This is a genomic window from Amycolatopsis tolypomycina, assembly GCF_900105945.1.
Taxonomy (GTDB): domain Bacteria; phylum Actinomycetota; class Actinomycetes; order Mycobacteriales; family Pseudonocardiaceae; genus Amycolatopsis; species Amycolatopsis tolypomycina.
Genome location: NZ_FNSO01000004.1, coordinates 5738715 through 5750966, shown reverse-complemented (window position 1 = coordinate 5750966; position 12252 = coordinate 5738715). Strand labels below are relative to the sequence as shown.

At 72.1% G+C, this 12252-nt stretch carries 13 protein-coding genes; 8 read left to right on the top strand and 5 right to left on the bottom strand.

Annotation, left to right across the window (positions count from 1 at the left end):
- Positions 1-16 precede the first annotated feature (16 nt).
- On the bottom strand, positions 17-1654 hold the full coding sequence (locus BLW76_RS35980) for a PucR family transcriptional regulator (RefSeq protein ID WP_091316039.1): 1638 nt from the start codon (positions 1652-1654) through the stop codon (positions 17-19).
- Positions 1655-1793: 139 nt separating this feature from the next.
- Between BLW76_RS35980 and BLW76_RS35975 the strand changes: the two genes are divergently transcribed.
- On the top strand, positions 1794-3284 hold the full coding sequence (locus BLW76_RS35975; RefSeq protein WP_167384858.1) for a CoA-acylating methylmalonate-semialdehyde dehydrogenase: 1491 nt from the start codon (positions 1794-1796) through the stop codon (positions 3282-3284).
- Between the two features lie 68 nt (positions 3285-3352).
- A complete protein-coding gene (locus tag BLW76_RS35970) occupies positions 3353-4204 on the top strand; it encodes an aldo/keto reductase (protein ID WP_091316033.1) in 852 nt (283 codons plus the stop codon).
- On the opposite strand, the gene BLW76_RS35965 is transcribed toward BLW76_RS35970, so the two are convergent.
- Genes BLW76_RS35965 through BLW76_RS35950 form a run of 4 tightly spaced genes read right to left on the bottom strand, consistent with a single transcriptional unit; the run spans position 4201 to position 6600 of the window.
- Positions 4201-4686: a hypothetical protein gene (locus tag BLW76_RS35965; RefSeq protein ID WP_091316031.1), complete on the bottom strand. Its 486-nt coding sequence runs from the start codon at positions 4684-4686 to the stop codon at positions 4201-4203. The two genes, BLW76_RS35970 and BLW76_RS35965, sit on opposite strands and share 4 nt — an antisense overlap.
- Positions 4683-5867 (bottom strand): hypothetical protein, encoded by a 1185-nt coding sequence (locus BLW76_RS35960; protein ID WP_091316029.1) that lies wholly within the window; start codon positions 5865-5867, stop codon positions 4683-4685. Before BLW76_RS35960 ends, BLW76_RS35965 begins: the two co-directional genes overlap by 4 nt.
- Positions 5864-6190: a type VII secretion target gene (locus tag BLW76_RS35955; RefSeq protein WP_091316027.1), complete on the bottom strand. Its 327-nt coding sequence runs from the start codon at positions 6188-6190 to the stop codon at positions 5864-5866. The genes BLW76_RS35960 and BLW76_RS35955 overlap by 4 nt, the downstream gene beginning before the upstream one ends.
- Complete coding sequence (locus BLW76_RS35950; protein WP_091316025.1) at positions 6190-6600, bottom strand: YbaB/EbfC family nucleoid-associated protein; 411 nt, start codon at positions 6598-6600, stop codon at positions 6190-6192. Before BLW76_RS35950 ends, BLW76_RS35955 begins: the two co-directional genes overlap by 1 nt.
- A gap of 210 nt (positions 6601-6810) precedes the next feature.
- On the opposite strand from BLW76_RS35950, the gene hrcA reads away from it, so the two are divergent.
- The 6 genes from hrcA to ybeY all read left to right on the top strand — a co-directional run bounded on the left by hrcA (position 6811) and on the right by ybeY (position 12130).
- Positions 6811-7836 carry a heat-inducible transcriptional repressor HrcA gene (gene hrcA, locus BLW76_RS35945; protein WP_091316023.1) on the top strand — a complete coding sequence of 342 codons (1026 nt, stop codon included), beginning with the start codon at positions 6811-6813 and terminating at the stop codon, positions 7834-7836.
- Between the two features lie 31 nt (positions 7837-7867).
- Positions 7868-9034, top strand: a complete 1167-nt coding sequence (gene dnaJ, locus BLW76_RS35940) for a molecular chaperone DnaJ (RefSeq protein WP_091316021.1) — start codon at positions 7868-7870, stop codon at positions 9032-9034.
- Positions 9035-9036: 2 nt separating this feature from the next.
- A complete protein-coding gene (locus BLW76_RS35935) occupies positions 9037-9789 on the top strand; it encodes a 16S rRNA (uracil(1498)-N(3))-methyltransferase (protein WP_091316015.1) in 753 nt (250 codons plus the stop codon).
- Between the two features lie 235 nt (positions 9790-10024).
- Positions 10025-10393 carry a histidine triad nucleotide-binding protein gene (locus BLW76_RS35930; protein WP_091316012.1) on the top strand — a complete coding sequence of 123 codons (369 nt, stop codon included), beginning with the start codon at positions 10025-10027 and terminating at the stop codon, positions 10391-10393.
- Positions 10394-10490: 97 nt separating this feature from the next.
- Positions 10491-11558, top strand: a complete 1068-nt coding sequence (locus BLW76_RS35925; protein ID WP_091316010.1) for a PhoH family protein — start codon at positions 10491-10493, stop codon at positions 11556-11558.
- Positions 11555-12130: an rRNA maturation RNase YbeY gene (ybeY, locus tag BLW76_RS35920; protein ID WP_091316007.1), complete on the top strand. Its 576-nt coding sequence runs from the start codon at positions 11555-11557 to the stop codon at positions 12128-12130. The genes BLW76_RS35925 and ybeY overlap by 4 nt, the downstream gene beginning before the upstream one ends.
- Positions 12131-12252 lie beyond the last annotated feature (122 nt).

The following is a 12252-nucleotide window of genomic DNA, read 5'->3' as shown; positions in this document are numbered from 1 at the left end:
GGCCGTCCGCAGCCGATCACTGCACGGCACGTCCGGGTGAGTCTTCTTCGCTCGGCCGGGTGAGGTCCCACGCCAGCAGCGCCACATACAGCGACAACATCGACTCCGGGTCCTCCAGCCGGACACCGAGGACCTGCTCGATCCGGGCGAGCTGCTGGTAGTAGGCCGTCCGGGACGTGTGCGCCGCCGCGGCCGCCGCCGACTTGTTGCCGCCCTGCTCGCAGTAGTGCCGCAACGCCTGGACGAGCCGGCTGCCCGATGCCGCGTCGCGCTGCAGCAGCGGGCCCAGCTCGCGGAAAGCGAACGCCGTCACGCGCTCGTCGCCGGAGAGCAGGTGCAGCAGGCCGCGCAGGCGGACGTCGGACAACCGGTGCACCACCCGCTCCGCGCCCGCGCCCAGTGCCGCCGCCGCGACCTGGCTCGCCTCCAGCAACGTCCGGCGGGCTTCGGCCGGAGACGCCACCGTCGTGCCGACCGCGAGCACGCCCGGCGCGCTGCCGCGGGCCTCGTGGACGTCGGTGGCGAGCCGGTGCAGCACCGCGTCGGCGTTCGCCTCCGGGGACAGCGCGATCAGCGCCCGCACGCCGAGGTCGTCCGTCGCCACCAGTGCCGACACTTTCGCGCGCCGGGCCGCCAGCACCGTCGCCTCGGCCAGCTCGCGCAGCACCGGTGGGGTCGACAGCGCGGGGCGTCCGGTGCCGGTCAGCCGCGGCCGCACGGCCAGCCCGACCAGCTGCCGCCCGGGCAGCGGCACGGCCAGCGCCGACGCGCGGGCCAGCAGCTCCGCCGTCGGCGCGGGCGAGGCGAGCAGCTCGGCGAGCACCGCGCGGTGGGCCTGGCGTTCGAGACCGTCGGAATCCTTGGCGACCAGCCGGTGCACGGCCAGCGCGGACGCGGCCCGCTCGGCGACCACCCGGTGGCGGTGCGGCGGCTGGTCGGCGCAGACGAGGATCAGCCGCCCCCAGTCGTGCCCGCGCGCGCCGACCACGGTCACCAGCCAGCCCGAACCCGGGTGGTAGCCGGTCCGCTCGCCGACCTGGACCACCCGCGACCGGGACGGCCAGCCGGTGAGCAGCTCGGCCGGGTCGGTGCCGGCCGCGTCGTAGGCGAGGACCTCGTGCGACAGCGTCTCCAGCACCACCGGCTGCTCGGTGAGCCGGGCGACCTCGCCCAGGACGACGCCGGGTTCGGCACCCGCGACCGTCAGGGCGGTGAACGTCTCGTGCACGCGCTCGGCGGCGCGCAGCTCGGCGACCTGGGCGTCGACGATCTGGCCGTTCACCGCTTCGGTGACGCTCACGAACCGCGTCTCCCGCGAGAGCGTCACCAAGGGCAGCCCGTGCTCCTCGGCCGCGTCGACCAGCGCGGCGGGCAGCTTGTCGCTCCAGTGCCGGACCAGCTCGACCACGACGCCGGCCGCGCCGACCCCGGCCAGGTCGGCGACGTACCGGGCCAGCGCCGGGCCGTCGTCCGGCAGGGCGACGCCGGTGGTCAGCACCAGCTCACCACCGCGCAGCAGGTGCGCGATGTCGGCGACCTCGGCGACGTGCGCCCAGCGCACCGGCGCGTCCAGCCCGGCGGCGCCGGCGACGACGTGCGGGCGGCCCTGGCGCAGCACCGGCAGCGCGAGGACCTCGGCGACGGTCGGGTACATGGCTCCTCGGAGTGTGATCAGCGGCAGGGGACAGACTGTACGGCCGCGGTGGCGAGTCCGTACACGTTGCCGATGGCCTGGCGTGGCGCCCGCCCGGAGACTCGTGACGGGATGTTGCCGAGTGCGAGGAGTGCCTGCCGTGACCGACCGCATCAGCCACTGGATCGACGGCAAGCCGTTCGGCGGGACCGCCGCGCGGACCGGCGAGGTGTTCGACCCGGCCACCGGGCAGGTCAGGGCGCACGTCGACTTCGCCGGTGACGCCGAGGTCGAAGCCGCCGTCGCCGCGGCCAAGGCGGCGTTGCCCGGCTGGCGCGGGACGTCGCTGGCCGGCCGGACGCGCGTGCTGTTCGCCTTCCGCGAGCTGCTGTCCGCCCGCAAGCACGAGCTGGCGAAGATCATCACGAGCGAGCACGGGAAGGTCGAGTCCGACGCGGCGGGCGAGATCGCCCGCGCGATCGAGAACGTCGAGTTCGCCTGCGGCGCCGCCCAGCTGCTCAAGGGCGGGTTCAGCGAGAACGCCTCGACCGGCGTCGACGTCTATTCGATCGCCCAGCCGCTCGGCGTGGTCGGCGTGATCTCGCCGTTCAACTTCCCGGCCATGGTGCCGCTGTGGTTCGTGCCCAACGCGCTGGCCTGCGGAAACACCGTCGTGTTGAAGCCGAGTGAGAAGGACCCGTCGGCGGCGGTGTTCATCGCGGAGCTGTTCGCCGAGGCCGGGCTGCCCGCCGGCGCGCTGAACGTGCTGCACGGCGACAAGGTGGCCGTGGACGGGCTCCTCGAACACGCCGACGTCAAGGCGATCTCGTTCGTCGGGTCGACGCCGATCGCGCGGTACGTCTACGAGACCGGGACCCGGCACGGCAAGCGCGTGCAGGCGCTCGGCGGGGCGAAGAACCACATGGTGGTGCTGCCGGACGCCGACCTCGACCTGGCCGCGGACGCGGCGGTGTCGGCCGGGTTCGGCTCGGCGGGGGAGCGGTGCATGGCGGTGTCCGTGGTCGTGGCCGTCGACCCGGTCGGCGACGCGCTGGTGGCGAAGATCGCCGAGCGGATGGGCCGGCTGCGCGTCGGCGACGGCCGCGACCCGTCGTCGGAGATGGGCCCGCTGGTGACGGCGGCGCACCACGCCCGCGTCTCGTCCTATGTGGACGCCGGGGTGTCTTCGGGCGCCTCCCTGGTGGTCGACGGCCGCGGGATCGAGGTGCCCGGCGACGGCTTCTGGCTCGGCCCGACGCTGTTCGACCACGTCCGCCCGGCGATGTCGATCTACACGGACGAGATCTTCGGCCCGGTGCTGTCGGTGGCGCGCACGGCTTCCTACGACGAGGCGCTGGAGCTGATCAACGCCAACCCGTACGGCAACGGCACGGCCATCTTCACCGGCGACGGCGCGGCCGCGCGGCGGTTCCAGAACGAGGTCGAGGTGGGCATGGTCGGGGTCAACGTCCCGATCCCGGTCCCGGTCGGCTACTACTCGTTCGGCGGCTGGAAGGACTCGCTGTTCGGCGACAGCCACGCCTACGGGCCGGAGGGGTTCCACTTCTTCACCCGGACGAAGGTGGTCACCTCGCGGTGGCCGGACACCTCGCACGCCGGGGTGAACCTCGGCTTCCCGCGCAACTCCTAGCCGGGAATCGTCCGCGGGTCCGCCGGGTTGGCACCAGGGGGACCCGCGGACGACGTTAGGACGAAGCAATGAGCGCGAAGAACTCCGGCACCTTCACCATCGGCGGCGACCTCCCGGTCACCCGCCTCGGGTACGGCGCGATGCAGCTCACCGGGCCGGGCGTCTGGGGCGACCCGAAGGACCCCGACGAGGCCGTCCGCGTGCTGCGGCGGGCGGTCGAGCTGGGCGTGAACCTGATCGACACCGCCGACGCCTACGGCCCGTTCGTCGCCGACCTGCTGATCAAGAAGGCGCTGCACCCGTACGCCGACGACCTGGTCATCGCGACCAAGGCCGGGTTCACCCGCCAGGGCCCTGGCCAGTGGACCCCGGTCGGCCGGCCCGAGTACCTGCGCCAGCAGGTCGAACTGAGCCTGCGTCACCTCGGCGTCGACCGGATCGACCTGCTGCAGCTGCACCGGATCGACCCGAAGGTGCCGGTGGCCGAGCAGGTCGGGGAGCTGAAGAAGCTGCAGGACGAGGGCAAGATCCGGCACATCGGCCTGTCCGAGGTCGACGTCGACCAGCTCGTCGAGGCACAGCAGACCGCGGAGATCGTCTCCGTGCAGAACCTGTTCAACCTGGCCAACCGCGACGCCGAGCCCCTGCTGGCGCACGCCACCGAGCACGGCGTCGCGTTCATCCCCTGGTTCCCGCTGGCCACCGGGGCACTGGCCGGTCCGGACAGCCCGCTGACCACGCTGGCGAAGGAGCACGACGCGACGCCGTCGCAGCTCGCGCTGGCGTGGCTGCTCAAGCGGTCGCCGGTCGTGCTGCCGATCCCGGGGACGTCCTCGGTCGCGCACCTCGAGGACAACGTCGCCGCCGCGGACATCGAGCTGACCGACGCCGAGTTCGACGCCCTCACGAAGGCGGTCTAGGCCGGGAGGACGTTGATCAGCGTCTTCGTGCGCGGGGTCAGGTAGACGGCGTTGGTCCGCTCCGCCTGGATCCGCGCGCGGAGTTTGCGGTCGTCGAGGCGGAAGCTGTGGTCCTGGACCACCAGGTAGGTGAACCACATCCGTTCCATGACGGTGTACAGGTAGATCGGGTACTGCCCGCGCTCGGGCCGCCTGCCGTGCACCTTCCCGAAGTCGTGGGTCCAGCCGGTGACCACGACCAGCCGCCCGCTGCCGACCTCCGCCAGCCGCCGCCCGCAGACGAACGCGAACCAGGCGGTGACCGCGAGGATCGGGAGTGCGGCGGCCGCCGCACCGTCGGCGACCGCGATCGCGGCGAGCACCAGCCCGGCGATCACCAGCACCGCTGCGGTCCAGAAGTTGAAGTCGAGCAGCTTGCCGCGCTGCGACGGGTGGAGCCGGCCGGTGCGGTTGGCCAGCTCCACCTCGGCCCGCTCGATCATTCGGGGTGCTCCTTCTCGTACGCCTCCCGGGCCTCGTGGTACCGGTCGAACTGCTCGTTCTCCTGGCGGCGGCCTTCGGTCACCACGCCGACCGTGTCCGCGGGCTTCCACCCCGGGTAGCCGCCGGCCTGCTGCCACGCGGCCGGCTTGAGCACGCTGCGGCCGTCTTCGGAGTACGCCTTGCCCGGGCCCTCCAGCTTCTCGCCGCCGGGGACCTTCTCCCGCCAGGCGTCCTTCCAGCCTTCGGCCGTCTCCTCGGCCGACTTCGCCTCGCGGCCCGCCTGCTTCAGCTCGTTCGCCCGGCGCTCGATGCCCGCCGCCGTCTCGACGCTGCGGTCCACGATCCGGTCGGCCGCCTTGCCCGCCTTCTTCAGGGCGTTCGCCGCGCCTTCGAGGGCCGCCTTCGACTTGCCCGCGCCCTTGGCCAGGGCTTCCAGCTTCTCGACGATCTTCGCGATACGCGTGCTGATCTTCTCCGCCAGCACCCCGCCCTCGATCACCGTGTCCGCGATGAACGCCGCGATCGTCCCGCCGAACGTGCACCACGACGCCGCCAGCGCGGCCAGTGCCTTGACGATCAGCTCGCCCACGAACGACGAGATCATGTCGCGGATCAGCCCGCGCTCGGTGCCGACCAGGGCCGCGCCGACGTTCATCGCCGTCGACGCGCCTTGGGCGTGCGAAGCCGCGCCGCGCAGGACGCCGACGTAGCTCTCGGCCGTCCGCTGGTACGCCTCCGCCGACCCGCAGTCGCTGAACGACCGGCCGACCTCGCGCGCCTGCTGCTCGTAGCTCTCGGCCGTCTCGGTGAGCTGCTTCGCGATGTTCGTCCAGGTCACGGCCTTGGCGGTGATGGCTTCGGGCTTGCCGGCGAGCTTGTCGAGGCCGTCCTTGAGGAAGCTGATGTGCTCGATCAGCCAGCCGACCCCCGCGCTCGCCAGTGTCCCGAGCGGGTCCATCGCCGCGCCGAGCAGGTCGAGGGCGTCCGTGCCGACGTCCATGGCGAAGTTGCCCCAGTCGCCGTTGCGGGCGTCGGTGAGCGTCGACGCGGCGTCGCTGAAGATGCCGGCGCCGCCCGTCTGCGCGTTGAGGTTGTCCAGCTCGCCCTTCGAGCCGTCGCCCATGCCGCTCCAGAAGCCACCTGCCGGCTCGGCCGTCGCGACCAGCGCGTTCTCGGTCATGCGGGCAGCTCCTTGCCGATGCCTTCGATCAGGCACTTCGTCGTGTGCTCGTGCTCGCGGAACGCCGTGTGCGCGGTCTTCACCCGGTCCGCGACCTCGTGGCCGGCCTCGACCGCCGCGGCGAGGAAGCTGTCGGCGGTGTCGACCCACGCCTGGATGGGCAGCGCGAAGACCTGGCCGACCAGGCCGAACGCGTCGAAGTCGAGGGCCTGCGCGGTGCCGGCGGCGTCGAGCGCCTGCTGGACCTTGGCGGCGATCTCGCGGATCTCGTCCTCGTGGCCGCCGAGGACGTCGAAGTCGACCTTCAGGGCCTGCACCGCCATCAGAGCCCCCGGCGCAGGATCGGGCTGCCGAAGTCGTCGTCGGACGGCGGTTTCCGGCGTACTTCTTCGGCGGGGACTTCGGGCGCCGGAATCTGTTCCCGCAGGAATTCCATCGCCTCGCTGCCTTCGCCGACGACCGGCGCCATGATGCCGGTCAGCTGCTGCGCCGCGTCGACCTGCGCCCGGCGCGCGGTGGCCAGGACAGCCTGGGCCAGGCGGGTCCGCGGCAGCTCGTCGGCACGCGGGCCGAAGGTGAGTTCCTGCAGCGCACCGGCGGTGTTGACGGTGACCGTGACGGCCCCGTCGGCACTCGTGGCGGTCGCCGAGACACGCTGCAACCGCGCCTTCGCCTCGGCCGCGCGCCGGGCGATTTCGGGCATTCCGGCCGAAGCCGGGTCAAAATTGTTCACGGCGACCTCGTCAGTCGGGGAAGGATGTGTGGCTCAGAGGGAGCAAACCGGTTTTCGGTTCCCCGTTCAAGCGGGAAAAGTATTTCCAGAACAATGCATGGGAAAAGGTTTGAGTGCTCTTTACCCGGTCTGGGCCGCCCGTGTTGAGCGCAACCGGCTCAGGCTTCCGTAAACTCGGATCGAGCAGCGAGCGAGGTAGGTGAGGAACCGGTGGCCAACGCGGAGGAGCGCCGCTTCGAAGTGCTGCGCGCGATCGTCGCGGACTACGTGTCCAACCAGGAACCCGTCGGGTCCAAGGCGATCGTCGAGCGGCACAACCTGGGTGTGTCGAGCGCCACGGTGCGCAATGACATGGCCACGCTCGAAGAAGAGGGCTACATCACCCAGCCGCACACCAGTGCCGGCCGGGTGCCGACCGACAAGGGCTACCGCCTCTTCGTCGACCGGCTCTCCGAGATCAAGCCGCTGAGCACCGCCGAGCGGCGGGCCATCACGACCTTCCTCGACAGCGGCACCGACCTCGACGACGTCCTCAAGCGCTCGGTCCGGCTGCTCGCGCAGCTGACCCGGCAGGTCGCCGTCGTCCAGTACCCGATGCTGACCAACGCCAAGGTGCGGCACCTCGAAGTGGTGCCGCTCACCCCGGCGCGGCTGATGCTGGTGCTGATCACCGACAACGGGCGCGTCGACCAGCGCACGGTCGACCTCGGCGACGTCGTCACCGAAGAGGACGTCGCCCGGCTGCGCACCGTGCTCAACGCGGCCATGTCCGGGCGGCGGCTCAACGACGCCGCCGCGCGCGTGGCCGAGCTGCCCGACAAGTCGCCCGGCGAGCTGCGGGACGCGCTCATCCGCGTCACCACCGTGCTGGTCGAGTCGCTGGCCGAGCACCCCGAAGAACGCCTGGTGCTCGGCGGCACCGCGAACCTCACCCGCAACGTCGCCGACTTCCCGGGCTCGCTGCGCCAGGTCCTCGAGGCCCTCGAGGAACAGGTCGTCGTGCTCAAGCTGCTCGCCGCCGCGCGCAACCCCGGTGCGATCACGGTGCGCATCGGTGAGGAAAATGAGGACGAGCAGATGCGCAGCACCTCGGTCGTCTCGATCGGCTACGGCCGCGACGACGTGGTGCTCGGCGGCATGGGGGTGGTCGGCCCGACCCGGATGGACTACCCCGGCACGATCGCCGCGGTCCGCGCGGTCGCCAACTACGTGGGGCAGATCCTGCACGGCCGCTGAGCCGGGCAGAGCAGAAGGAGAAGCAGAGACGGTGGCGAGGGACTACTACGGCATCCTCGGGGTGGCCAAGAACGCGAGCGATCAGGAGATCAAGCGCGCGTACCGGAAGCTGGCCCGGGAGCTGCACCCCGACGTCAACCCGTCGGACGACGCCCAGCACAAGTTCGCCGAGGTCACGACGGCCTACGAGGTGCTGTCCGACCCGCAGAAGCGCAAGATCGTCGACCTCGGCGGCGACCCGATGGACGGCGGCGCGCGCGGCGGCGGTGGCGGCGACCCGTTCGCCGGCTTCGGCGGCCTCGGCGACATCATGGACGCCTTCTTCGGCGCGGCCGGCGGTGGCGGCGGGCGCGGGCGCGGCCCGCGCAGCCGCGTCCAGCCCGGCTCCGACGCGCTGATCCGGCTCGGCCTCACCCTCGAGGAGTGCGCGACCGGCGTCGACAAGGAGATCGCCGTCGACACCGCGATCGTCTGCGACCTCTGCCGCGGCGCGGGCACCAGCGAGGGCACCTCGGTCAAGACCTGCGACACCTGCGGCGGCGCCGGCGAGGTCCAGTCCGTCCAGCGGTCGTTCCTCGGCCAGGTCGTCACCGCCCGCCCCTGCCCGGTCTGCCGCGGCTTCGGCGAGGTCATCCCCGACCCCTGCCGCCAGTGCGGCGGCGACGGCCGCATCCGCGCCCGCCGCAACGTCACGGCGAAGATCCCGCCGGGCGTCGGCGACGGCATGCGCATCCGGCTGTCCGGCCAGGGCGAGGTCGGCCCCGGCGGCGGCCCGGCCGGCGACCTGTACGTCGAGATCGACGAAACCCCGCACGAGGTCTTCGTCCGGCAGGGCCACGACCTGCACTGCAACTTCCGCATCCCGATGACCACGGCCGCGCTCGGGGCCACGGTGCCGATCTCGACCCTCGTCGACGGCGACTACGAACTCGACGTCGAGCCGGGCACCCAGCCCAACGCCGAGCTCGTCCTGACCGGCAAGGGCATGCCGCGGCTGCGGTCCTCCGGCCGCGTCGACGGCCGCGGCGACCTGCACGTCCACATCGACGTCGTCGTCCCGACCAAGCTCGACGAAGCCCAGCGCGAACTGCTCGTCGAACTGGCCCAGCAGCGCGGCGAAGAGGTCCCGACGCTGGCGTCCAACGGCACCAAGCACGGCGGGCTGTTCGCCAAGCTGCGCGCCAAGAACCACCGCTGACCGTGCCCGACACCACCCTGCCGGTCTTCCTGGCCGCGTCGGTGCCGGCTTCGGGGCGCGCGGTCCTCGACGGCGAGGAGGCCCGGCACGCGGCCACCGTCCGCCGCCTGCGCGTCGGCGAGCGGCTGGTGCTGTCCGACGGCGCCGGCGCGATGGCCCGGTGCGTGGTCGAAGGCGTCCAGGCCGGGCGGGACGCCCTGCTGACGCTGGTGGTCGAGGAGCACTGGACCGAGGAGCCGCCGGCGGTGCGGGTGCTGGTCGCGCAGGCGCTGGCCAAGGGCGACCGCGGGGAGCTCGCCGTCGAGCTCGCCACCGAGGCCGGGGTCGACGCGATCGTCCCGTGGCGGGCGGCGCGCAGCGTCGCGAAGTGGGAAGACGGCGGCCGCGGCGACAAGGCGCTGGCGCGCTGGCGGGCCACGGCCCGGGCGGCGGCGAAGCAGGCGCGGCGGGCGCACGTGCCGGAGGTCACCGAGCCGGTGACCACGGGGGAGCTGGCCGGGCTCGTGGCGACGATGTCGCTGGCCGTCGTGCTGGAGTCCGACGTGCCCGAGCGGCTCACCGACCTCGAGCTGCCCGACACCGGAGACGTGCTGCTGGTCGTCGGGCCCGAGGGCGGGGTCACGGACGAGGAGCTGCGGGCCCTGCGGGACGCCGGCGCACGGGCCGTCCGGCTCGGCACGACCGTGCTGCGGACGTCTACCGCCGCGGCGGTCGCGCTCGGGGCGCTCGGCGCGCTCACCACCCGCTGGCAGTAGATCGCGGCGAAAACAGGGGTATATTTTTGCGCCCAGTTATGGCGCGATCACGCTCCGACCCGTTACTCTCATTTACTAACGCACCGTTCATCGTTTCGGTGCGCCACTGGGAAGACACAGACCCCGCCGGGCACCTCCCCCCTCGGTCCGGCGGCCGCCGCGGTTGCGGTAGATCGACCCCCAGGGTCTACCGCGCCGCGGCATCTCGGACTCTCCTGTCGATAGGGTGCTCGCCATGAGCGAAACCGACGCCGACACCCTCTTCGAACGGATCATCGCCGGCGAGATCCCCGCCGATGTCGTGCACCAGGACGAAACCACCTTCGCGTTCCGCGACATCAGCCCCCAGGCGCGGGTGCACGTGCTCGTCGTGCCCCGGAAGCGGTACCGCAACGTGGCCGAGCTCGCCGCCGCGGATCCGCAGCTGCTCGGTGACGTCGTCGCCACCGCGCGCAAGGTCGCCGAGCTCGAGGGCATCGTCGAGAGCGGCTACCGCGTCGTGTTCAACACCGGCTCCGACGCCGGGCAGACCGTCTTCCACGTGCACGCCCACGTGCTCGGCGGGGAGCCGCTCGGGTTGTTCGGCGCGCCGGACGAGGACTGAGTGGCGGCTGGGGAAACCGGCCTGCGTCTTGTCGGTGGGTGCCAGTAGCATCGGTGGGGTCCGTAGTCCCTCACCGAGAAAGCAGGCCTGAGGCCACGTGGCCGGAACCGTACCGGGTGGAGCCGCCCGACCCGACGTCCCCGGAGACGTCGCCAAGGCCGAGGATGCCGCCGTTCAGGCCGCGCAGTCCCGGTTCCCCATCCCCGACGCCGCCGCCCTGAGCCTGCTCGGCTCCCGCGACGAGAACCTGCGGGTCGCCGAAGAGCTGCTGGCTGCCGATGTGCACGTGCGCGGCAACGAAGTCACCCTGACCGGGACGCCCGCCGACGTCGCGTTCGCCGAACGCGTCTTCGCCGAGCTCGTGCAGCTCGCCGCGGGCGGCCAGCAGGTCGGGCCCGACACCGTCCGGCGCACCGTCGGCATGCTCTCCACCGGCGACGCCTCGCCGGCCGAAGTCCTCAGCCTCAACATCGTCTCGCGCCGCGGCAAGACCATCCGGCCCAAGACGCTCAACCAGAAGCGGTACGTCGACGCCATCGACAAGCACACCGTCGTCTTCGGCATCGGCCCCGCCGGTACCGGCAAGACGTACCTGGCCATGGCGAAGGCCGTCCAGGCGCTGCAGGCCAAGCAGGTCACCCGGATCGTGCTGACCCGCCCGGCCGTCGAGGCAGGCGAGCGCCTCGGCTACCTGCCCGGCACGCTGAACGAGAAGATCGACCCGTACCTGCGGCCGTTGTACGACGCACTGCACGACATGGTCGAGCCGGAGTCGATCCCGCGGCTGATGCAGGCAGGCACGATCGAAATCGCGCCGCTGGCCTACATGCGCGGCCGCACGCTGAACGACGCCTTCATCATCCTCGACGAGGCCCAGAACACCACGCCCGAGCAGATGAAGATGTTCCTCACCCGGCTCGGCTTCGGGTCCAAGATCGTCGTCACCGGCGACATCACCCAGGTCGACCTGCCCAGCGGGCAGCGCAGCGGCCTGCGCGTCGTGCGCGACATCCTCACCGGCGTCGAAGACCTCCACTTCGCCGAGCTCACCAGCCAGGACGTCGTCCGGCACAGGCTCGTCGCGAGCATCGTCGACGCCTACGAGAAGTGGCAGGCCGTGCAGGACGCCCAGCAGAACGACGGCTGGAAGGGCAACCGGCGTTGAGCATCGAGATCGCCAACGAGTCCGGCGTGAACGTCGACGAGACGTCCATCGTCTCGGCCGCCCGCTACGCCCTCGACAAGATGGAGGTCAGCCCGCTCGCCGAGCTGTCCATCCTCCTCGTCACCCTCGACGTCATGGAAGACCTGCACGAACGCTGGATGGACCTCCCGGGGCCCACCGACGTCATGGCCTTCCCGATGGACGAGCTCGACTCCTCCCGCCGCCCGGACGCGCCCGACGCGTCGCCCGCGCTGCTCGGGGACATCGTGCTCTGCCCGGCGTTCGCCAAGGACCAGGCCAAGACCGCGGGGCACTCGCTGATGGACGAGCTGCACCTCCTCACGGTGCACGGCTGCCTCCACCTCCTCGGCTACGACCACGCCGAGCCCGCCGAGGAGCGGGAGATGTTCGCGCTCCAGAAGCGCATCCTCGGCGAGTACCAGGACGCCGTCGCCGCCCTGGACAAGCGCGACGCCCAGCGCAGCACCGACGACCGCGTCCTCGGCATCGCCGGGCTGGAGGCCCCCGCCCCGGCTCCCGCCGCCGAGCCACCCACCGGGGAAACGCCCTAGTGTCACGCGCCCCCGCCCCCGCTCCCGGCCCCAGCCCCAGCGCCCCAATGTGGCGTTCGGTGCGTCAGACGCACCCAATGTGGCGTTCGGTGCGTTCAACGCAACCAACGCCACATTGGGGC

Excerpts from the sequence above, each read along its gene's own strand:
- BLW76_RS35930 (WP_091316012.1), top strand. The coding sequence starts at position 10,025 with ATGAGCGAAACCGACGCCGACACCCTCTTCGAACGGATCATCGCCGGC.
- BLW76_RS35970 (WP_091316033.1), top strand. The coding sequence starts at position 3,353 with ATGAGCGCGAAGAACTCCGGCACCTTCACCATCGGCGGCGACCTCCCG.
- BLW76_RS35960 (WP_091316029.1), bottom strand. The coding sequence starts at position 5,867 with ATGACCGAGAACGCGCTGGTCGCGACGGCCGAGCCGGCAGGTGGCTTC.
- BLW76_RS35955 (WP_091316027.1), bottom strand. The coding sequence starts at position 6,190 with ATGGCGGTGCAGGCCCTGAAGGTCGACTTCGACGTCCTCGGCGGCCAC.
- BLW76_RS35980 (WP_091316039.1), bottom strand. The coding sequence starts at position 1,654 with ATGTACCCGACCGTCGCCGAGGTCCTCGCGCTGCCGGTGCTGCGCCAG.
- BLW76_RS35965 (WP_091316031.1), bottom strand. The coding sequence starts at position 4,686 with ATGATCGAGCGGGCCGAGGTGGAGCTGGCCAACCGCACCGGCCGGCTC.